This window comes from Pseudoalteromonas sp. GB56 (genome assembly GCF_054923835.1).
The window spans coordinates 1467741-1487094 of record NZ_JBPCHK010000001.1; the positions used below are offsets into that span (position 1 = coordinate 1467741).

Genomic DNA, 19354 nt, shown 5'->3' on the forward strand with positions numbered 1-19354 from the left:
GAGGTAGATATGAGTCTTACGCCCGAGCAACAAGTTGCACAATTACGCACCACGCTAGAAGAGCACAATTACAACTATTACGTATTAGACAATCCAAGTATCCCTGATGTTGAATACGACCGCTTAATGCGTGAGTTACAAGCGCTAGAAACAGCACATCCACAGTTATTAACACCCGATTCACCGAGCCAGAAGGTGGGTGGCGAAGCGCTGAGCAAGTTTTCCCAAGTCACTCACCAAGTGCCGATGTTGTCATTGGATAATGCATTTGATGAAGATGAATTTAATGCCTTCAACAAGCGTATCCAAGATCGCCTAGCTGTTAATCACGAGCAGGTATTCTGCTGTGAACCTAAGCTCGATGGTCTGGCAGTATCTATTTTGTATCGAGATGGCGTGCTTGTACAAGCGGCAACCCGAGGTGACGGGCAAGTGGGTGAGAATATCACCGAAAACGTTAAAACCATTCGTAACATTCCATTAAAATTGCGTGGCGATTTCCCGCAAGAACTGGAAGTGCGCGGCGAAGTGTTTATGGACTTAGCGGGCTTTCATCGCCTCAATGACCAAGCCAAAGAAAATGACGGCAAGGTGTTCGCAAATCCACGTAATGCCGCAGCGGGCAGTTTGCGCCAATTGGACTCAAAGATCACAGCAAAGCGCCCATTGATGTTTTACGCCTACTCAATGGGGCAAGTAACAGGTGCCGAACTGGCCAATGGTCACTATGAGCAATTGCATCAATTAAAAGAGTGGGGCTTACCACTGTGCCCTGAAACCAAGCTGGTGAAGGGGGCGAGCGAAGCGATTGCTTATTATCAAGATATTCTCACCCGCCGTGGTGATTTGAAATACGAAATTGACGGTGTGGTGATTAAAGTTAACGACAAAGACGCGCAAGAGCAGCTTGGTTTTGTTGCCCGTGCACCGCGTTGGGCCATTGCCTTTAAATTTCCGGCACAAGAAGAAATCACTGTGCTGCAAGATGTGGAATTCCAAGTGGGTCGTACTGGTGCAATCACGCCAGTTGCCAGATTAGCTCCTGTTTATGTGGGCGGTGTCACCGTATCGAACGCAACGTTGCATAACGGCGATGAAATCGCACGATTGGGTGTAAAAGTTGGGGACACCGTAGTGGTTCGCCGCGCGGGGGACGTGATCCCGCAAATAACCCAAGTGGTGTTGGAACGTCGCCCAGATGATGCCAAAGACATCGTGTTTCCAGAGCATTGCCCTGTATGTGACTCACATGTTGAGCGTATCGAAGGTGAAGCCGTAGCACGTTGCAGTGGTGGCCTTGTATGCGGCGCACAGCGCAAAGAAGCAATTAAACACTTTGCTTCTCGCAAAGCGATGGATATCGACGGTCTGGGTGACAAAATTGTTGAACAGCTGGTGGAGCGCGAGCTCATTCATACGCCTGCTGAACTCTTTCAACTTCGCCAAGGGCATTTCGAAAGCCTCGAGCGCATGGGGCCTAAATCAGCGGCTAACCTGGTGACTGCATTAGAAGCTGCAAAAACAACGACCCTCGCTAAGTTCATATACTCTTTAGGAATTCGCGAAGTAGGTGAGGCGACAGCACAAAACCTTGCGAATCATTACTTATCGCTTGATGCGATTATGGTTGCCAGCATCGACAACCTCCAAGAGGTGAGTGATGTGGGTGAGATTGTGGCGAAACACATTCATAGTTTCTTTAGTGAAGAGTCGAACCAAAAAGTGGTCGCTGCGTTGCTTGAAGAAGGCATTAACTGGCCAGCTTTGGAAGTGAAAAATGAAAGTGAGCAACCACTAACCGGGCTAACTTATGTGGTCACGGGTACGCTAAGCAACATCAGTCGTAACGATGCCAAAGCGCGTTTACAGGCTTTAGGAGCGAAGGTAGCGGGCAGTGTGTCAGCGAAGACTCATGCCTTGATTGCGGGTGAAAAAGCGGGCTCAAAACTGACTAAAGCTACCGAGTTAGGTATTGATGTACTCAGCGAAGACGATTTAATCGCGCTACTAGCACAACACGGGGGCTAACATGGCGTCCTTTGTTGCATGGTTGGAGTCCGGTTTATATCGTTTGGGTCAATGGCTCTCGCCGTACCTGGGTGATATCGCCTTGGTGTTTGTTGTGTGTATTATTGGTTTGTACGCAGGTGATGTGATTAAAACCATCAAGCGCATCGTTGCGGGTAAGCACTTTTTGCTGCGTACTTTGGTGTTTGTGTTGGTGAGTGCATTCGGTTTGGGGCTACTTACGCTGTGGGCCAGTCCTTTGATGGCGAAAGCATTAATGTTGTTTGGCACCACCTATCTACCGATTACTGCGCTGGTCGCCTTTTTGCTTGTGGGTGTACTGGCGGATAGGAAATCACAACTGTGAAAGTGTTTGGCCCTGAATATTGGGATAAGCACGGCGTTTACAAAACACCCATTGGCTTTAGTCTCACGCTCATCGTGCTGTTAAGGCCTTATCTCATCTGGGTGTTTGCAGCTATTTCACGCCGACCAGAGCTTGATTTAGTGGCCTTGGTTTATGCGCAAAAGCATGACTTCTTTGTCGCTCTAGGGATTGGCGCTTTGGCTTTGCTGCCCGCTACTGTTTACTCGTTGCGCCGTCCAGGGAGTAGCCAAAAACTAAGGCCAATATGGGCGAAGATGCGTTGGCCGCTGATTATATGTGCCTTACTCGATTTGTCTTGGCTGATTATTCAAGCAGCTGGGCAGTACTATAAATTTTCTTTTTATATTGCTATTCAAGCGGTTGCAGTGGCTTGGGTGTTACTTTACTTAGTCCGGAGTCGGTATCTGAAAGTGTTTTTAGCGGATTGGCCTGATGAACTGGAAAGTAAAGCATCCAGCGACAGTGACAAGAGGCAGTGATGCACAAAAGCAGAAGCATAGATAGAACCTTATTAAAGGTGTCGTTAGTGGCCATGCCTTTGGTGATTACCTTGGTGTGGGCGCTGTCATCTTGGCCATTACTGGCTGTGACTGTGCTTAGCGTGTATGGGTTAGCACTCGCCTCAAGTGTATATCGTTTAAGTGAATACTTTGTACGTCGAAATTCCGTTGATAACTTTGTAATTCGTGAGCAAGGGCAATTACGCGTATGTTCGCTCGCAGGTTTTTTTGACTTACGTGGGGAATGGCAAAGTGTGGCTTTGGGGGATATCAAACGTGTAGAGGTGGATGACCACGTCATTTCTATTCGTACTCAGGAAGAAGATCTGACATTGAGTGTTGTTGGCAGTGCTCAGGAAGTGTTGGATTATATGTGCTCTGTGCTCTCGGATACGTCAGTGACCGTGATGTTAAAAGAGCGAGAGTAGGCCCGTTATTCCGAGCCCAATCAACGTACTTAGGCTTTTTTCACAAATGCCGCTGTGACCATCATTTCACCAATGCCGTCGACTTTACAGTCAAGTTCATGGTCTTTCTTATCAAGTACGCGTCGAATAACAGCTTTAGTGCCAATCTTAATCACTTGTGAGCTACCTTTAATTTTTAAGTCTTTCGCCACGGTAACCTTGTCACCATCGTACAGTAATGTGCCGTTTGCATCTTTTGCTGTGATGGTATCCTCATCTGAATTATCTGCAGGATTCCATTCATGCGCACACTCAGGACACACAAGCTGAGTACCATCTTCGTATACATATTCTGAGCTGCATTTAGGGCAAGGAGGGAGTGACATATCTATAATCTCGGTAACGGTATAAAACCAGCATGATAATCGCATCGGCCCAAGATTTCGAGCCCATCAGAAGATAATACGCAAAATAGACGTACAAAAAGTACGTCTATTTATAAATTGGTGATTTAGTAGGCACCTTCGCTGTAAATTAGCTCGTAACTGTGACTATAAATTTCGAGAATGTTTCCAAAAGGGTCTTCCATATAAATCATACGATAGGGTTTTTCACCAGGGTAATAATAACGCGGTTTCTCCATACGCTTTTTACCACCTGCCGCGACGATGCGCTCGGCTAAACCCTCTACATCTGGGTCTTGTACACAGAAGTGGAATACGCCAGTTTTCCAATATTCAAAGTTATCTTCAGGATTAGTTTGGTTAGCGAATTGAAACAGTTCGACACCGATGCGATCGCCCGTTGATAGGTGCGCAATGCGAAAGCTGTTCCAACCGGCACCGAACACGTCTGTGCACATTTCACCGATAGCGCTGTCGTCTTCTTCTATCAATGTGGGTGTCATAATGAGATACCACCCTAGCACTTCAGTGTAAAACTGAACGGCTTTTTCAGAATCAGGTACTGAAATGCCAATATGGGAAAAGTTGCGCGGATATACATGACTCATAAGTAAGCTCCTTTGTCTGTGTGGGTATACCTTACAAACCACCTTTGATTATGTACAATTATGATTGTTCATCATAATGAGTATGAATTGTAATGATAAACCTGAATTGGTTACGCACCTTTTGCACCCTTGTTGATGTTGGGCATTTCACTCGCACGGCAGAGCGTCTCTACATGACTCAATCTGGCGTCAGCCAACACATTCAGAAACTTGAGCAACAACTGGGCGTTGCGCTTCTTTGTCGCATGGGAAAGCAATTTGAATTAACCGAAGCTGGGCAAAGGTTGTATTGCCGCGCTGATTCCGTGTTTATGGCAATGGCTAACCTTGAACAAAGTGTGGTCGCTGATCCCGAGTTTGAAGGGGCGGTGCGACTAATGTCGCCAGGCAGTATTGGCTTGAAACTGTATCCACAGCTACTCGATATGCAATGTCGGCACCCTAAACTGTCGATTGACTACCGATTTGCTCCTAATTCCAGTGTCCAAAACGCAATCGAAAGTGGCGATGTGGATGTTGGCTTAATGAGCCGTCCATCCAACTCAGCGCAGGTAAAAAGTGAAGCTATCGCTGATGAGCCTTTATTGCTCGTAACGCCCGCTCACGTCAAAGAACCCAGCTGGCAGCAGTTGTGTGAGTTGGGTTTTATTGACCATCCTGATGGTGCTCATCACGCTCAAATGTTACTGAGTGCGAACTACGCGCAATTTCAGCACAGCGATTTGTTCGTTAAGAGTGGCTTTTGTAATCAGGTACACTTAATTTTAAACCCTGTAAGCAGAGGTTTGGGCTTTACAGTGTTACCTGCATATGCGGTGGACGCGTTCCCAGAGCAACAAGGTATCAGAATTCATCATCTAGCGAAGCCAGTAAGCGAACCATTGTTTATCTGTTGGCAACGTGACAAAGTGATGGCGAATAGGGTGAGATCGGTTATGGGCGAAATACGTACTGTTTTAGATGATGTTGGACCAAGCCCCTAATCGGTAAGTTACGCACAGATTTCAATTTTCAAAGAGGTAAACACTATGCTCAAGTGGCAAGATATTTTATTAATGAGTGAAAAGGGCACCCCTGAACCTGAGCGCCGAGTTGAAAAATCGCCAGAGCAATGGCGGGAGCAACTCTCAGAGGAGGCATTTTACGTTACCCGTATGCGTGGTACAGAGCGCCCTTTTAGTAGTGATTCGTGCACCTTATTTGAACCAGGACGATATCAATGCGTGTGTTGTGACAATGTACTCTTTGATGGTGATGAGAAATTTGATAGCGGCAGTGGCTGGCCTTCATTCACACAGCCCGCGTCAATAAATGCCATCGCATATATTGCAGATAGCAGCCATGGGATGAGTCGAATTGAGGCAATTTGTAATGTGTGTGATGCCCATTTAGGGCATGTTTTCCCTGATGGCCCAGCACCGTCTCATTTACGTTATTGTATCAATGCGGTCGCCATCAAAAAGGCTGATGATTAACGTGTTACTCGTTGCTTAGGTTCGTATCTTCTTTGATAACGAGGCAATTGCGTCCTGATGCTTTTGCTTCGTACAACGCTTTGTCAGCAAGGTTTAAGGCGTGTTCAAATGACGTACTTTTTTCATTGATATGAGTAATGCCAACACTCAATGTTATTCGTAGCGTGTGACCACTATCCAATACTAAATCAGTGTTTGCGATGCGTTCACGAAAATCATCTAATTTTTGTTTGCTGTCTTGCAAGCTGGCGTTGGGCAGCAACACCACAAATTCTTCACCGCCATAACGACAAATGAGATCACTTTCTCGGAATGACGATTTCAATTGTTTCGCAATCAACACAAGGGTTCTATCACCGCTTTCATGGCCGAACGTATCATTTACGTGCTTGAAATGGTCTAGGTCAATCATCGCAATTGTTGCATCGCTGTGGATGGGATGGGTGCCAACCAGCTTTTTGGCTGCATCATAGAAGCCTCTGCGGTTTAATAATTCGGTAAGTTGGTCTTTTGCGGCGATGTCTCGCAGCTCAGCTTCCATTTGTTTTTGTTCAGTGACATCACGTTCCACAGCGGCAAAATGGGTGACCTCACCGATGGCGTTGCGAAGCGGGAAGATGTTCATGTCGAGCCAGTAGGGCACGCCTGACTTTGAGTAATTGAGTATGCTTTCGCGGATCGGCTCATTATTCAAGATAGCATTGCGTACTCGCTCTCTGGTCTTTTGGCACGTATCCTCGCCTTGAAACATGTTTGGACTTTTACCAATTACTTCATCAGGGAGGTAGCCGGTAAGTGTTGTAAAGGCATGATTGACGTACACAATCTTCGGCGCTTCACCTGAATTCTTGACTGCTTCAGTAATGATAATGACGTCATTGGCATTGGCGAATATTGCCTCGAATGGCAGCATGTATTTGTCAGCAGCCAGTTCCCAAAACGTGACAATAATGTGCTCCACATTGCCTTGTTTATCGCATTGCGGATAAGCATTACATAAAACCCAGGTGATTTTTTCACTAGAGCTATCTTTGATACCTAATTCAATGTTTGACACAGCCGCTTGGGAAATCATGACACGGTTTACAGGGTAAGCATTGGGTGCCATGTCGATTTGTTCGTTATCGACAAACCGCCATTGAGGATCGAGCGCGTCTTTTCCAAATGCTTGCTCTTTAGTGAGCCGCAAGATTTGTAGTGCTCTTGGATTGGCGTACACAATTTCAGTTTTAGCATTATGAACAACGACGCCTTCTTCGAGCGAGTCTATCAATTTGGAAGCGTCAATGTCTTTTAATTTCATACAGGCTCTGGGAGAAATAAATCGTGCAATAACATCGAGCATCACGGTGATTGCTTGACTGTTTTTGTACCTAAATTAACTAAAAAGGAGTGTTGTATCTCTATGATAAAAATAGCATAAATTCATTTTTTTGAGAGTGTTATAGGGCCTTCACAGAGAAATAAGACAAAAGCTAATGCTTTAGTCTTATTTACGTTCATCTTTGGGTGAAGCCATGACCACATGCGAGGTGATGGTGCGTACTTGTGGTATTGACCCTAAAACGTCTCCGTGAAATGCCTTATAAGCTTGAATATCGGCTGTTTCAACCCGCAATAGGTATTCGAAAGTACCTGTGACATTGTGGCACTCTTTGACCTCTTCAACATGCATTAAGGCTTGTTCAAACGCATGTTGAGAGGCCAATGAATGTTCATTGAGGCCAACGCTCACATAGGTTGTAAACCCTTGTCCAATCGCATTAGTATTGATAATTGCACGGTAGCCACTGATTACTCCGGCTTTTTCGAGTTCTTGAACGCGACGTAAACAGGCGGAGGCAGACAGCCCCACGCGCTCTGCAAGCTCTGCATTGGGTAAGCGGCCATTGTTTTTTAGCTCTTGCAATATTCTGTTGTTTATTCTGTCTATTTTCATTGATTGTTGTTCATTTGTTCTTTGTGGTAGAAATAAAGCGCATTAATTGCTTTAAGTAAAGTTTATAATTGCGTTAATGTCTTATCTGGAGTTAGGTGTCATGAGTTTTGAACTGATCCCTGCACTGATGTTGTTTGCATTGGTGTCTTCAATTACCCCAGGGCCAAACAATTTGATGTTGATGAGCTCAGGGGCAAACTTCGGTTTTCGTCGTACGTTGCCACATATGATGGGTGTGTCGGTGGGCTTTCTTCTTATGCTCGTGCTGGTCGGTATTGGCGTAATGCAATTGTTTGATGCCGTACCTTACAGCTTCGAGGTTTTGCGAGTCGCATGCTTGGTGTACTTATTCTATTTGGCTTATCGTATCGCCACGAGTTCACAGATGGTGAGCAAGCAAGATAAAAATGAACAAGCGAAACCTTTTACGTTTATCCAAGCGGTGTTATTTCAATGGGTCAACCCCAAAGCGTGGACGATGGCCTTAAGCGCCATTAGTGTTTATGCACCTTCTAGAGATGTATCTGCGGTAATACTCGTGGGAGTGGTGTTTGTTTTGGTTAATTTACCCTGTATTAGCTCATGGACACTGGCAGGGCAAAAGTTGAGTGTTTGGTTACATTCAGCCGCTCGGTTGCGCGTGTTCAACATGACAATTGCAACACTATTAGTGTGCTCAGTAGTACCAAGCTTGCTGAGTTAAATGCACGTAAAAAGGGCCGCATGAGGCCCTTTTTAGTTTTCATAATGTTAATGTCAACAAGACTACTTTTGTTTGGCAATCCACGCGTCAACATCTTGCTCTACAGTAACCATAGGGCGAGCACCAGGCAGTAAAATAACATCGTGGAATGCTTTGATATCAAACTTATCACCCAAAGCTTGCTGTGCACGGTCACGCAACTCAACAAATTTCAGCATACCAAGTTTGTAGCCAAGCGCTTGACCTGGCCAAGCAATGTAGCGGTCAATTGCGGGGACTACGTCACCCATAGGACTGCCTGTTGCCTCTGCAAAATAGTATATCGCTTGTTGACGAGTCCACTTTTTGAAGTGTAAGCCTGTATCTACCACTAGGCGTGCTGCACGATAAACTTCTGCTTGCAAACGGCCAAGGTCACCAAACGGGTCGTTTTCGTACATGCCCATCTCATAGGCCACGAGTTCGGAGTAAAGTGCCCAGCCTTCAACATAGGCGTTGAACGGTGCATTTTGACGCATTAGGCCTATATCTTTTTGCAGCATGTTTAATGCGATTTGGAAGTGGTGGCCTGGTACAGCTTCATGATAGGTAAGCGTTTTCAAGCCGAAACTAGGCACGGCCTTCATATCCTTAAGATTGATGTAGAAAACACCAGGACGAGAGCCATCCAAAGATGGGCCATTATAATAACCACCTGCAGAACCCGCTTCTACAGCAACTGGAATACGGCGAACTTCTACTTTTTGCGGAGGTAGCGTTGAAAAGTATTCAGGGGCTTTGGCCATAATAGTGGTTATTTCGCCGCGCAAGAAGGCTAATAGCTCCTCACGGCCTTCATCACTATCGGCATATAAGAAGCGTGGCTCTTCGTTGAGCTTCTCCATACGCTCTCTAACACTGCCTTCAACATAACCATTCGCTTTTAAGATTTCGTCCATACGAGCGGTAATGCGCTTTACTTCATCAAGACCGACTTGGTGAATTTGCTCAGCAGTCATATCTGAATCACCTAAGTATGTGATTTCATGTTGATAGAATGCTTCACCGTTAGGTTGTGCCCAAATCCCCACTGCCTCAGGTGCATCTTTTTCAAGTGCTTGCATGTCGTGTAACACCGATGCAAACGCGGGGTATATTTTACTTTTAACAACCTCTTCAGCTTGCATTATGTAGCTTTGCTTTTCTTGTTCGTTAAGGGAATCAAGCGCTGCTAGCTTGTCTTTAAAAGAGCTTACAAGAGGGTGTTCACTGACTTCTGGAGCCGTAAAGTTCTCAAGATAACCTAATGTATTTGGGAACAGTGCTTTTGGCAGTACAACGCCGAGTTTGGCATCTGCATTTACTTTTTCTTGCACTTGTTTTACGACATCACTAAACGCATCTAAACGCGCAAGATAATCCTTAGCATCGGCTTCACTCGTAATTTCATGCTGGTCTTTTAGCACCGTCGGCAAATCTATGAGTGGGCCCGAAAGCTGATTTACGATATAGGGTAGGTGGCCACCCCAAGTATCGATGTAACCTGCGGCAAACTTTTCGTCACCCGCGTAGTAGCTGGCGATTTCTTCATTTACTTTGAGGTGCAAAGAGTTCTGGTACGTTAACCCGTCTTTTTGCAGTTCTGTTAGGCTTTTTGCCGCTTTTTTCATATCTTTTTGCAAACGCTGCATTCCGGCCACCGAGTAGTCCGGTAATTTGGCGCTGTAGTGGCCATATTTATCCACGGGCAATTTTAGTGAAGTGGCGAGTGCACTTTGATGCGAAATAAAGGTATGCGTGTACTCATCAACAGCTGCGTTTATTTGCGATTGAGTAGGGACTTGTTGTGCAACTTCTTGTGTTTGTTGAGCTGTTGGCGCTTCCTGACAGCCAGCTAATGCAAGAGCTACCCCAAGCGCGAGAGCATTTAATTTTTTCATTTTGGACTCGCTTGTTATTGATTATGGTATCAATATACAGGCTTTATCATTGAATGCTAGGTACGTAAGCACTTACCCTGAACTTAGGACTAGCTAGCTTGCGGATGTGAGTTGATATACTTGTCCTTAATCTTGTTGTAACGCGCGGTCATGTCTTCATCCAGTGATGCATGATCGAGCAAAGTTGTACACTTTTTCGCGAGCTGTTGATTAAAGGTCATGCCCTGACGCACACTGCCTTCGTATAAACACTGTAATAAATTCAATGCAATGCTACGGTTTTTTGGCATGACTCTAAATGCTTGGGTAAATGCCTCAAGTGCTAATAGGTAATTGCCTTGCTTGAACTTTTCTACCGCATGGTTGTTGAGCTCTCTTGGGCCCATTCTTAACTCTTTACGTTCAGTCTGTTGCTGGATGACGGTTTTTAGCTGTAATTCAGAACTTCTTTCAGGATAACGTTCGCAATGTTCAATAATTTTGTTATACAAAGCCTGTGCTTGAGAGTGAAAACCGACTTCATGATAAGCTTTTGCTTGGTCCAACGCGGCGTCTATTGAGCGAATAGGGGCATCGTCTATCGTGAGCTGCTCGAGCAACATTTTTGCTTTTTGGTGCTCGTCTTTTAAGTAATAAAGGCGTGCATTAAGTACATCAACTTGGGCATGCTGTTGCGCATCTGGGAATTGCTGCTTGAGGTCATTTAAGTATTGTGTGGTTTGTCTTGCAACACGAGAGACGTGATCACTTTGGTCTGTGGTGAGCGCATAATCGATACTTGCACGCGCAGCGTTGAGATAAACTTCGGGAGAATCATGAATAGAGTGCTGGGCAAATTTGGCAATGTCTCTGCAGGTTTGATAATTCTGTTCGTAATCATGATTGATTTGTGCAACTTGCGATAAACTTTCTTGGCGCTCAATATTGCGAGGGGCCATGCTTGTAGCAGCTTCAAGATACTCTTGAGCTTGTTCATACTGGTTCAGTTTTATTTCGAGTTGCCCGAGTAAGTCGTAGGCTACAAGTCGCGTTTCTGTGCGCTCTAACATGGTTTTTAGCATTCGGTGGGCTAGATTGTGTTCATTGTTACCTATCAGCGCCTGCACCATGCCTATGCGTGCCCAAGTAAACTTCTGAATATCTAATACTGACTTGAAAAACTCTTTCGCTTGCTCCCATTGGCTCTGCAATAACAGTACCTCGCCTTTGAGGCGCAATAATACGGCTGCGTAACCTTGATTTGCGACGAGTTTAGTGTCGATTGCTTTGAGTGCTTTAGAGTAATTTTCATCGTCTATAAGTTGATAGATTGCTTTAAGAGCCTGTTTGCGCTTAACGATGCGTTCGATACGGCTTTTCAGTTCAAGAGTATTAAACGGTTTGACCAGAAAGTCATCTGGGTGAAGTTCCAAAACACTGTGTACTAACTCACCAGACGTTTCTGCTGAAATAAAAATGAAGCCAGTCGCCCCACGTATGAGTTTTTTGACTCTCAGCTCTTCGTACAACTGATAACCATCTTGATGTTTACTTAAGTTGAATGCGCAGATAATCAGGTCAAAGCTGTTCTCAGTACAAAGCTCTTTTGCGGTTACCGCGTTTTCCGCAAAGCGAAGGGAGCGATACCCCAATCGTTCAAGGGATTGCTTCATATAGCTTAAAGCTAAAGGTTGCTCTTCAACAATAAGGATATTTGCTGAACTGGTAACTTGTTGGGACATACTTTGACTAAGAGTTCATCATTTGATTTGACTATATAAACTAGTCTAGCCGCTGACAAGTAAATCGCGAGTAATGTGACTAATTGGTTGTTTTGCGAACTCTTTTTAGTGCGTTGGTGTAAAATTAATCGTTTTTAGAGTGTCACAAACGTGTTGAATTTTAAATAAAAATATCGAGTTCGGATTCATTAGCAACATCGACAAAAGCGTAAAGTGAGACACATGAAGTTAAATAAAGTTAGCCTAATCGTACTAGCGCTTAATTACTGACAAGGAGGAATATTACGATATTAAGCATCGTGAGACAGAAATATGTATGAGGAATAGGGGGTGTTGTACTGTATTAGAACCAGTGATACTCGCCTTGCTGAGGATAATAGCGCGATGCAGAGCATCGTGAGACAGAAATATGTATGAGGAATAGGGGGTGTTGTACTGGATTAGAACCAGTGATACTTGCCTTGCTGAGGATAATAGTGCGATGCAGAGCATCGTGAGACAGAAATATGTATGAAGAATATGGTGGGTTGTACTGGACTTGAACCAGTGACCCTCGCCTTGTAAGGGCGATGCTCTCCCAACTGAGCTAACAACCCGCAGAATTTTACGTTTTAGTGGATGGAGGGTTGTATTGGCTTGAAACCAATAAACCTCGCCTAGCTAAGGATAATAGTGCGATGCGAGCATCGTTTTCCTTAGTCATCATCAAAATGATGGTGGGTTGTACTGGACTTGAACCAGTGACCCTCGCCTTGTAAGGGCGATGCTCTCCCAACTGAGCTAACAACCCAAAACGTAATTTTGATTTCTATATGGTGGGTTGTACTGGACTTGAACCAGTGACCCTCGCCTTGTAAGGGCGATGCTCTCCCAACTGAGCTAACAACCCATATAGAATAATAGATGTGTCACTTAAAAAATGATGCTTGGCTATACTGGTCTTAACCAATAAGCCTCGCCTTACTAAGGATAATAGTGCGATGCGAGCATCGTTTTCCTTAGTCACCATCAAAATGATGGTGGGTTGTACTGGACTTGAACCAGTGACCCTCGCCTTGTAAGGGCGATGCTCTCCCAACTGAGCTAACAACCCGAGTCTTGTCAATTCTACATGCTAGGTTGTACTGGACTTAACCAATATACCTCGCTAAGGATAATAGTGCGATGCGAGCATCGTTTTCCTTAGTTACCATCAAAATGATGGTGGGTTGTACTGGACTTGAACCAGTGACCCTCGCCTTGTAAGGGCGATGCTCTCCCAACTGAGCTAACAACCCATATAGAATTTTCAGATGTGTCACTTTTAAAGTGGTGGGTTGTACTGGACTTGAACCAGTGACCCTCGCCTTGTAAGGGCGATGCTCTCCCAACTGAGCTAACAACCCACATCTGTACAACGTTGCTTTTTAACTTTGTTAAATCACCGCGTTGCTGTGGGGCGCTATTATAGATAGAGAGAAAAGACTGTCAACACTTGAATCATACATTTTGTTTCGTGTGCGGGATTTATAGCCAATCAGTTGCTGATTTAACCAGTTGTCGGTTGATTTATGAGTAAATGCATACTCGTGCATCTAATAACAGCCTCTGTGCACGTAGCGCGTGGTATTAGCAAACAAATAGCATAACAATAATCCAAAGAGACGAATACAAAATTGAGTGGGGTAGGTTATGAACTATAGTGCGTTTATTTCACATGGGGGCGGTCCTTTACCTTTGTTAGGACATGAGGGGCACGTTGACATGGTGGCGGTGTTAAAAAAACTGGCAGCTTCTATTGTTAAGCCTAAAGCGATTATAGTGATAAGTGCGCACTGGGAAACTCCAGGTATTTTTGTAAATACATTAAAGCAACCGGAATTACTCTATGATTACTACGGATTTCCTAAACAGGCTTATGCAATTGACTATCCAGTGTCAGGGGGCCCCCCAACTTGCTCAGACAATAATTGATGAACTAGTAAAGCTAGATGTGCGTGTTGAAGCCCAAACTCAACGAGGCTTAGATCATGGTGTATTTGTTCCACTTGCAATCATGTATCCATCAGCAGATATCCCATGTGTGCAAGTGTCATTACATCAAGATTATGAATCCGCAACTTCATATAGAAGTAGGGAAGTGTATAACTGCAGCAATTTCACATTTAGATAATGTTCTTGTATTGGGGTCGGGATTTTCGTTTCATAACATGAACGCGTTCTGGCAGCCGAACGAGCCTCAAGCTAATGATGCCAACCGTGCATTTGAAGCTTGGTTGGCTGAATTGTTGACAGGGCCAATATCAAAGCAGGGAACGAAAAGAACAACTTATAGCATGGGACAAAGCTCCTGGAGCAAGATTTTGTCACCCTACTGAAGAGCACCTTTTACCTTTGCATGTAGCCTATGGTGCTGCTCAATCAACACCAATGACGATTGAACAGGTATATGTCGTAGGTAAATTGGCAACATTTGCACTGTGGTCGATACCAAATAATTCTGAAACAGAACAATAAAAAGCCACAAATACCAGTGCTTTGCACAAGGTTTGTTCTCTTTGGCTAAAATTGCTTCGGTCAGTAAAAAGTTACCGAAAAAGTGTTGACTTTGTTTGGGGGGCTGCATAGAATGCGCCCCGCACTAAGCGAGATGGCAACGGTAAGTTGTGTTTCTTCGCAAGCTAGGTTTGGGGCTATAGCTCAGCTGGGAGAGCGCTTGCATGGCATGCAAGAGGTCGGCGGTTCAATCCCGCCTAGCTCCACCAAAAAAGCTTGGTGCATACGCTGTTCCACGTTGTGGGCTAAACTTCGAATGTTTAAACGCGTAGCTCGTATGGTAAGAGTTTAAATAACCAGTCCTAGTGACACATTTGTGTCCCCTTCGTCTAGAGGCCTAGGACACCGCCCTTTCACGGCGGTAACAGGGGTTCGAATCCCCTAGGGGACGCCACTTTATCTCGTATGGTAAGAGTTTAAATAACCAGTCCTAGTGACACATTTGTGTCCCCTTCGTCTAGAGGCCTAGGACACCGCCCTTTCACGGCGGTAACAGGGGTTCGAATCCCCTAGGGGACGCCACTTTATCTCGTATGGTAAGAGTTTAAATAACCAGTCCTAGTGACACATTTGTGTCCCCTTCGTCTAGAGGCCTAGGACACCGCCCTTTCACGGCGGTAACAGGGGTTCGAATCCCCTAGGGGACGCCATTTTATCTCGTATGGTAAGAGTTTAAATAACCAGTCCTAGTGACACATTTGTGTCCCCTTCGTCTAGAGGCCTAGGACACCGCCCTTTCACGGCGGTAACAGGGGTTCGAATCCCCTAGGGGACGCCACTTTATCTCGTATGGTAAGAGTTTAAATAACCAGTCCTAGTGACACGTTTGTGTCCCCTTCGTCTAGAGGCCTAGGACACCGCCCTTTCACGGCGGTAACAGGGGTTCGAATCCCCTAGGGGACGCCACTTTATCTCGTATGGTAAGAGTTTAAATAACCAGTCCTAGTGACAAAAGCATGTGTTTTTGTAATTAGGCCGCTTAGCCTCGCAGGCTTGGCTGTCGCACTTACAAAAATCACTCGAAGCAGTGCTTCGAAATGCAGATTTTTGTCCCCTTCGTCTAGAGGCCTAGGACACCGCCCTTTCACGGCGGTAACAGGGGTTCGAATCCCCTAGGGGACGCCACTTTCTTATACATCCTATTGTGTGATATCCATCTTTAAGTAACTTCCTGTTTTTTAGTTAAATCACCTCAATATCTTTGCTCATCCTCCGACTTTGCGTTAACTTAATCTTTAATCCTGAAAAACAATCAGTATCAGTGAATTACGAGTAGTCATTTCTGGCGATTGATGTTATCTGACTTATTCTTATTTTATGATTGGTAAAGTTTGGTCTGTCGTGATTTTTAAAGTATTTAGCAACGCATTCTTATTTTTTATAGTGACCAGTGTTTCTCATTACACTCATGCCGCTATAACCTTGACGTACTCAATAGAAAACCCAGATTTTACAGCACTGCTAACTGATGTGACCAAACACTCTGATATCGAACTCGATGCAAAGTGGGTTGATCAAAAAATATTAAAAGTACGATTGATTCAAAGTGCTGAGTCGGGTGCTAAAGCAGACGCGATTATTGTGCCGTCGGATCATTTGGGCATGGATGAATTTGTCGACTTCAGCGTGATACCCGATGGCTTTGTGTCATATCCGCTAACACCCATTTTTGCAAAAAGTGGTGAAGTTAATAATAAGCGCATTGGCATTCCAATCGTAGGCGGTAATCATCTCGTTTTGTATTTCAATAAATCTCTCGTTGACTCCCCAGCGGCCACTTGGCAAGAAATTGAACGCCAACAAGACAAAGGCGACAAACCAATTATTGGTTGGAGCTTTATGGAAATGTTTTGGTTTATACCTTTTATAAATGCGTTTGGCGAATCGCCAGTACTTGACGGCCAACCAAATTTAAATACCAGCTCTATGCATCAAGCGTTAGAATTTGTTTGGGGGTTGGCGAACAAAGGAATTGTCGACTCAAGTTGTGACTACGCGTGTAACGACAAGCGTTTTCTATCACAACAATCCACATATAGCATCAATGGTATGTGGGCATACAATCGCTATAAACAAGAGTTAGGGGATAATTTAGGGGTCGCCTCGCTCCCTAATATTAATGGTAAGCCCATGAAGCCTTATTCCACTTCGTTTGTGTTGGCTTTTCCGAATAATTCCTTAAATTCTGATAAAAAAGCTGAATTACAAAAGCTGGCAGAGCTATTGTTGAATGCGAATGTGCAGACTGAATTTTGGCAACAAAGGGTAGGTATTCCGGTTCGAGAAGACGTGTATAACACTATCTTAAACGATGCCAATCAAGACGCGAGAGTATTTTTGCAAACTCTCACCACGACCCAAGCCATGCCCAACACGCGCGCAATGGTAATTATTTGGGAGGTAATGTTGAAAGGGTACACACGCTTCGGAGCGCAAGCTATGAGTGCCCAACAAACAGGACAATTCATGCAACGATTAGCTGAGCGGTCAATCGTGACACAGGAAGAGTAATGCGAACGCCTAAGTTTAGTGCTGCACTTTTTAGAACGATTGTTTTCATAAGCATTTTGCCGATGCTAATTATCGTTGTGTTCTTCGCAAATCAGTTTTACAGCAGTACGTTAGAACAAGCGCAGCAAACGTTAACTTGGCGCGCAAAAAATGATGCGTTGGCAATTCGACAAATATTGTATAAAGCGACAATTGAAAATGAACGTTTAGCGACATCGAAAGCGATTGCTCAGCTTCCTGTGCGGATCCTTTATTCTCAATTTGCGCTGACGCAGTTGCAATCATATGTAACAGGGAGTGCGAACACTGCCGCAGCGATGGTTATTGATAGCGATGGTTTCATCGTAGAAGGCTACCCTCTGTCTGCATTAAATTTAAACCCTAAGGTAACCCAACCAATAACACAGCAGGTGATGGCAAACAAATCTTCCATCTATTTTGTGCTGTCGTTACCGGATGTCAATGGCAACGACAATGAACTAGTTACTTACATCGGTGTGGCGACAATGTTGAGTTTAGAACAAGAGTCGCTTAGCACACCTTTTAAAAATACGGGTGTACTGCTAACGCTTAAACCAGCATCTGGCCTACTGGGTGAAATCAAACTGATTGAACAACAAGAATCTGATTTAGGTGAACGTGATTACTTTTTAAGGTATGCGGATGAGGTTATCGGCGTATCTGAAAAACAGCTTCGAACAGACTCTCTCTCGGCTCGCAGCCCAATTGTGGATGTATCGCATCGTAACAACAGAATCAGTCTCGAGTTGGGGATTTCTGAGCTGCAAAGTCCTCATCTCGAAGCACTCAAACACAGTTTAGCTTTTTCTGGCATATTACTTATCTCTCTTGCATTGTGCGCGATACTTTTAGCTCGATGGTTTGTACGCAAACTAAACCAGCCCCTTAATGATATTGCAGTGTTGAGTCAGGAATATGCAAAAGGCCGTTATGAATCTCATGTGAGGAAATTTAACTACAGTGAATTTCAAAATCTTAGCGATAATTTGCAAAGCATGGCCGGTACTATTGAGCATCAAATAGAGTCATTACAAGAAGAAAAGCACAGAGCGCAAGTATCCGAAAGAGCAAAAAGTTTATTTTTAGCGAATATGAGCCATGAAATTCGTACACCAATGAACGGTATTTTTGGCTATTTGCAGCTATTGCAAAGCTCAACGCTTGAACCTCAACAGTCCGATTACATTCGCCAGATTCGTTTATGCACCGAAATGCTATTAACCGTTATTAATGATGTGCTTGATTTTTCGAAGATTGAGGCCAATAAAGTCATTTTGGAAAAGCGCCCTTGTGATGTGAAGCGAATAATCCAGGATGTACTGTCATTGTTTCAACCGACATGTGAAAGTAAGGGCATCAACTGTAAGTCTCAATTGGATGATGATATCCCAGTGTATGTTTTGTGCGATGAAATTCGTGTTAAACAAGTACTTATCAACATAGTGTCCAACGCGGTGAAGTTCACCAGTAAAGGCGGTATAGAAATCGGATTGCATAACCGTATTGAAGGTAACAAATGCCTGTGCTTATTTTACGTTAAAGACACAGGGGTAGGGATAGCAAAAGAAAAGCAATCGAAATTATTCCAGCCATTTGTGCAAGCACAGGACAGTACTACGCGAGAGTTTGGTGGGACGGGTTTAGGTCTTACGATATGCAAGCGGCTTGTTGAATTAATGGGTGGTACTATTAATTTAGAGAGTGAGTTAGGTGAGGGCAGTAAATTCACCATTGAGCTTGATTTTGAGTTATCTGAGACCGCGCCAGCGATTGCTGATCTAACAACTGACACTACGTTAGCCGATCACTTCAGTGGTGCTCACGTCCTTGTTGCTGAAGATAACCCTATCAATCAATGTGTGATAGAGCGATTCTTAGAGGACTTAGGGATACAAGTCACCACCGTTGAAAATGGACAAGAAGCAATTGTAGCGCAAACCGAGCAACGTTTTGATTTGATCTTAATGGATATTCAAATGCCCGTAATGGATGGTTTGAGCGCAGCAAAAGAGATTTGTGCACGTGATCCAAACCACGAACCGATCATCGCTGTGAGTGCTAATGCTATGAGTCAAGATGTAGATGAGGCGCTGCGTGCAGGGATGCAAGATCATTTAGCTAAGCCGATTGAGCACCCGGTGCTTGTGGCGATGTTATCGAAATGGCTAGTGAAAAAAGAGGCAAACCAAGCTTAAGTTAGCCTCTTTTTAAAACGG

General features: G+C 44.5%; 17 protein-coding genes and 13 tRNA genes. 18 read left to right on the forward strand and 12 right to left on the reverse strand.

The genetic code is table 11. The features are described 5' to 3' along the window. The first annotated feature begins 9 nt into the window (after nucleotides 1–9). The 4 genes from ligA to ACH19P_RS07025 are packed head-to-tail and all read left to right on the forward strand — an operon-like array spanning nucleotide 10 to nucleotide 3323. The gene (gene ligA, locus ACH19P_RS07010) at nucleotides 10–2028 is read left to right on the forward strand and encodes an NAD-dependent DNA ligase LigA (RefSeq protein ID WP_462159325.1); all 2019 of its coding nucleotides are present in this window, start codon (nucleotides 10–12) and stop codon (nucleotides 2026–2028) included. A 1-nt stretch (nucleotide 2029) separates the two neighbouring features. Continuing rightward, nucleotides 2030–2374, forward strand: a complete 345-nt coding sequence (locus ACH19P_RS07015) for a DUF3392 family protein (protein ID WP_462157817.1) — start codon at nucleotides 2030–2032, stop codon at nucleotides 2372–2374. Continuing rightward, on the forward strand, nucleotides 2371–2874 hold the full coding sequence (locus ACH19P_RS07020) for a DUF2919 domain-containing protein (RefSeq protein WP_462157818.1): 504 nt from the start codon (nucleotides 2371–2373) through the stop codon (nucleotides 2872–2874). The genes ACH19P_RS07015 and ACH19P_RS07020 overlap by 4 nt, the downstream gene beginning before the upstream one ends. Then, the gene (locus tag ACH19P_RS07025) at nucleotides 2874–3323 is read left to right on the forward strand and encodes a hypothetical protein (protein WP_462157819.1); all 450 of its coding nucleotides are present in this window, start codon (nucleotides 2874–2876) and stop codon (nucleotides 3321–3323) included. Before ACH19P_RS07020 ends, ACH19P_RS07025 begins: the two co-directional genes overlap by 1 nt. A gap of 29 nt (nucleotides 3324–3352) precedes the next feature. Here ACH19P_RS07025 and ACH19P_RS07030 read toward each other — a convergent pair whose 3' ends face one another. Continuing rightward, nucleotides 3353–3688: a zinc ribbon domain-containing protein YjdM gene (locus tag ACH19P_RS07030; RefSeq protein ID WP_462157821.1), complete on the reverse strand. Its 336-nt coding sequence runs from the start codon at nucleotides 3686–3688 to the stop codon at nucleotides 3353–3355. Nucleotides 3689–3813: 125 nt separating this feature from the next. Continuing rightward, on the reverse strand, nucleotides 3814–4314 hold the full coding sequence (locus tag ACH19P_RS07035) for a lactoylglutathione lyase family protein (protein WP_462157822.1): 501 nt from the start codon (nucleotides 4312–4314) through the stop codon (nucleotides 3814–3816). Between the two features lie 92 nt (nucleotides 4315–4406). On the opposite strand from ACH19P_RS07035, the gene ACH19P_RS07040 reads away from it, so the two are divergent. After that, a complete protein-coding gene (locus tag ACH19P_RS07040) occupies nucleotides 4407–5297 on the forward strand; it encodes a LysR family transcriptional regulator (RefSeq protein WP_462157823.1) in 891 nt (296 codons plus the stop codon). A 45-nt stretch (nucleotides 5298–5342) separates the two neighbouring features. Further along, nucleotides 5343–5789 (forward strand): peptide-methionine (R)-S-oxide reductase MsrB, encoded by a 447-nt coding sequence (gene msrB, locus ACH19P_RS07045; protein WP_462157825.1) that lies wholly within the window; start codon nucleotides 5343–5345, stop codon nucleotides 5787–5789. Nucleotides 5790–5793: 4 nt separating this feature from the next. On the opposite strand, the gene ACH19P_RS07050 is transcribed toward msrB, so the two are convergent. After that, a complete protein-coding gene (locus ACH19P_RS07050; RefSeq protein WP_462157827.1) occupies nucleotides 5794–7092 on the reverse strand; it encodes a sensor domain-containing diguanylate cyclase in 1299 nt (432 codons plus the stop codon). Between the two features lie 186 nt (nucleotides 7093–7278). Beyond that, a complete protein-coding gene (locus ACH19P_RS07055; RefSeq protein WP_462157829.1) occupies nucleotides 7279–7728 on the reverse strand; it encodes an Lrp/AsnC family transcriptional regulator in 450 nt (149 codons plus the stop codon). Nucleotides 7729–7828: 100 nt separating this feature from the next. Here ACH19P_RS07055 and ACH19P_RS07060 point away from each other — a divergent pair, with 100 nt between their 5' ends. Beyond that, on the forward strand, nucleotides 7829–8431 hold the full coding sequence (locus tag ACH19P_RS07060; protein ID WP_462157831.1) for a LysE family translocator: 603 nt from the start codon (nucleotides 7829–7831) through the stop codon (nucleotides 8429–8431). A 62-nt stretch (nucleotides 8432–8493) separates the two neighbouring features. On the opposite strand, the gene ACH19P_RS07065 is transcribed toward ACH19P_RS07060, so the two are convergent. The 8 genes from ACH19P_RS07065 to ACH19P_RS07100 form a co-directional block, all read right to left on the reverse strand. After that, entirely contained in the window at nucleotides 8494–10350 is a 1857-nt protein-coding gene (locus ACH19P_RS07065; RefSeq protein WP_462157832.1) for a DUF885 domain-containing protein, read from the reverse strand. Nucleotides 10351–10439: 89 nt separating this feature from the next. Continuing rightward, complete coding sequence (locus ACH19P_RS07070) at nucleotides 10440–12071, reverse strand: response regulator (RefSeq protein ID WP_462157834.1); 1632 nt, start codon at nucleotides 12069–12071, stop codon at nucleotides 10440–10442. A 520-nt stretch (nucleotides 12072–12591) separates the two neighbouring features. Continuing rightward, nucleotides 12592–12667: transfer RNA gene (locus tag ACH19P_RS07075), tRNA-Val, on the reverse strand. A gap of 118 nt (nucleotides 12668–12785) precedes the next feature. Beyond that, a tRNA-Val gene (locus ACH19P_RS07080) sits at nucleotides 12786–12861 on the reverse strand. Nucleotides 12862–12884: 23 nt separating this feature from the next. Next, nucleotides 12885–12960: transfer RNA gene (locus ACH19P_RS07085), tRNA-Val, on the reverse strand. A 128-nt stretch (nucleotides 12961–13088) separates the two neighbouring features. After that, nucleotides 13089–13164: transfer RNA gene (locus ACH19P_RS07090), tRNA-Val, on the reverse strand. Between the two features lie 108 nt (nucleotides 13165–13272). Continuing rightward, nucleotides 13273–13348: transfer RNA gene (locus ACH19P_RS07095), tRNA-Val, on the reverse strand. A 32-nt stretch (nucleotides 13349–13380) separates the two neighbouring features. Continuing rightward, a tRNA-Val gene (locus ACH19P_RS07100) sits at nucleotides 13381–13456 on the reverse strand. Between the two features lie 286 nt (nucleotides 13457–13742). On the opposite strand from ACH19P_RS07100, the gene ACH19P_RS07105 reads away from it, so the two are divergent. From ACH19P_RS07105 to ACH19P_RS07155, 11 genes are all read left to right on the forward strand, one after another. Continuing rightward, nucleotides 13743–14024, forward strand: coding sequence for a hypothetical protein (locus ACH19P_RS07105; protein WP_462159373.1), 282 nt, complete (start codon nucleotides 13743–13745; stop codon nucleotides 14022–14024). Further along, nucleotides 13969–14223 carry a DODA-type extradiol aromatic ring-opening family dioxygenase gene (locus ACH19P_RS07110; RefSeq protein ID WP_462157835.1) on the forward strand — a complete coding sequence of 85 codons (255 nt, stop codon included), beginning with the start codon at nucleotides 13969–13971 and terminating at the stop codon, nucleotides 14221–14223. The genes ACH19P_RS07105 and ACH19P_RS07110 overlap by 56 nt, the downstream gene beginning before the upstream one ends. A 516-nt stretch (nucleotides 14224–14739) precedes the next feature. Then, a tRNA-Ala gene (locus ACH19P_RS07115) sits at nucleotides 14740–14815 on the forward strand. Between the two features lie 109 nt (nucleotides 14816–14924). Beyond that, a tRNA-Glu gene (locus ACH19P_RS07120) sits at nucleotides 14925–15000 on the forward strand. Between the two features lie 52 nt (nucleotides 15001–15052). Next, nucleotides 15053–15128 (forward strand) — tRNA-Glu (locus ACH19P_RS07125). Between the two features lie 52 nt (nucleotides 15129–15180). Continuing rightward, nucleotides 15181–15256 (forward strand) — tRNA-Glu (locus tag ACH19P_RS07130). A 52-nt stretch (nucleotides 15257–15308) separates the two neighbouring features. Further along, a tRNA-Glu gene (locus ACH19P_RS07135) sits at nucleotides 15309–15384 on the forward strand. A gap of 52 nt (nucleotides 15385–15436) precedes the next feature. Further along, nucleotides 15437–15512 (forward strand) — tRNA-Glu (locus ACH19P_RS07140). Nucleotides 15513–15655: 143 nt separating this feature from the next. Further along, a tRNA-Glu gene (locus ACH19P_RS07145) sits at nucleotides 15656–15731 on the forward strand. 297 nt (nucleotides 15732–16028) lie between these two features. Then, nucleotides 16029–17117 (forward strand): sugar ABC transporter substrate-binding protein, encoded by a 1089-nt coding sequence (locus ACH19P_RS07150; protein WP_462157836.1) that lies wholly within the window; start codon nucleotides 16029–16031, stop codon nucleotides 17115–17117. Continuing rightward, nucleotides 17117–19333, forward strand: a complete 2217-nt coding sequence (locus ACH19P_RS07155; protein WP_462157837.1) for an ATP-binding protein — start codon at nucleotides 17117–17119, stop codon at nucleotides 19331–19333. Before ACH19P_RS07150 ends, ACH19P_RS07155 begins: the two co-directional genes overlap by 1 nt. The last annotated feature ends 21 nt before the right edge of the window (nucleotides 19334–19354 follow it).

What these genes read in the sequence shown, in the direction of transcription:
- ACH19P_RS07070 (WP_462157834.1), bottom strand. Translation starts at nt 12,071, where the DNA reads ATGTCCCAACAAGTTACCAGTTCAGCAAATATCCTTATTGTTGAAGAG.
- ACH19P_RS07110 (WP_462157835.1), top strand. Translation starts at nt 13,969, where the DNA reads ATGCAATTGACTATCCAGTGTCAGGGGGCCCCCCAACTTGCTCAGACA.
- ACH19P_RS07105 (WP_462159373.1), top strand. Translation starts at nt 13,743, where the DNA reads ATGAACTATAGTGCGTTTATTTCACATGGGGGCGGTCCTTTACCTTTG.
- ACH19P_RS07055 (WP_462157829.1), bottom strand. Translation starts at nt 7,728, where the DNA reads ATGAAAATAGACAGAATAAACAACAGAATATTGCAAGAGCTAAAAAAC.
- ACH19P_RS07040 (WP_462157823.1), top strand. Translation starts at nt 4,407, where the DNA reads ATGATAAACCTGAATTGGTTACGCACCTTTTGCACCCTTGTTGATGTT.
- ACH19P_RS07030 (WP_462157821.1), bottom strand. Translation starts at nt 3,688, where the DNA reads ATGTCACTCCCTCCTTGCCCTAAATGCAGCTCAGAATATGTATACGAA.
- ACH19P_RS07060 (WP_462157831.1), top strand. Translation starts at nt 7,829, where the DNA reads ATGAGTTTTGAACTGATCCCTGCACTGATGTTGTTTGCATTGGTGTCT.
- ligA (WP_462159325.1), top strand. Translation starts at nt 10, where the DNA reads ATGAGTCTTACGCCCGAGCAACAAGTTGCACAATTACGCACCACGCTA.
- ACH19P_RS07015 (WP_462157817.1), top strand. Translation starts at nt 2,030, where the DNA reads ATGGCGTCCTTTGTTGCATGGTTGGAGTCCGGTTTATATCGTTTGGGT.
- ACH19P_RS07065 (WP_462157832.1), bottom strand. Translation starts at nt 10,350, where the DNA reads ATGAAAAAATTAAATGCTCTCGCGCTTGGGGTAGCTCTTGCATTAGCT.
- msrB (WP_462157825.1), top strand. Translation starts at nt 5,343, where the DNA reads ATGCTCAAGTGGCAAGATATTTTATTAATGAGTGAAAAGGGCACCCCT.
- ACH19P_RS07050 (WP_462157827.1), bottom strand. Translation starts at nt 7,092, where the DNA reads ATGAAATTAAAAGACATTGACGCTTCCAAATTGATAGACTCGCTCGAA.
- ACH19P_RS07155 (WP_462157837.1), top strand. Translation starts at nt 17,117, where the DNA reads ATGCGAACGCCTAAGTTTAGTGCTGCACTTTTTAGAACGATTGTTTTC.
- ACH19P_RS07025 (WP_462157819.1), top strand. Translation starts at nt 2,874, where the DNA reads ATGCACAAAAGCAGAAGCATAGATAGAACCTTATTAAAGGTGTCGTTA.
- ACH19P_RS07035 (WP_462157822.1), bottom strand. Translation starts at nt 4,314, where the DNA reads ATGAGTCATGTATATCCGCGCAACTTTTCCCATATTGGCATTTCAGTA.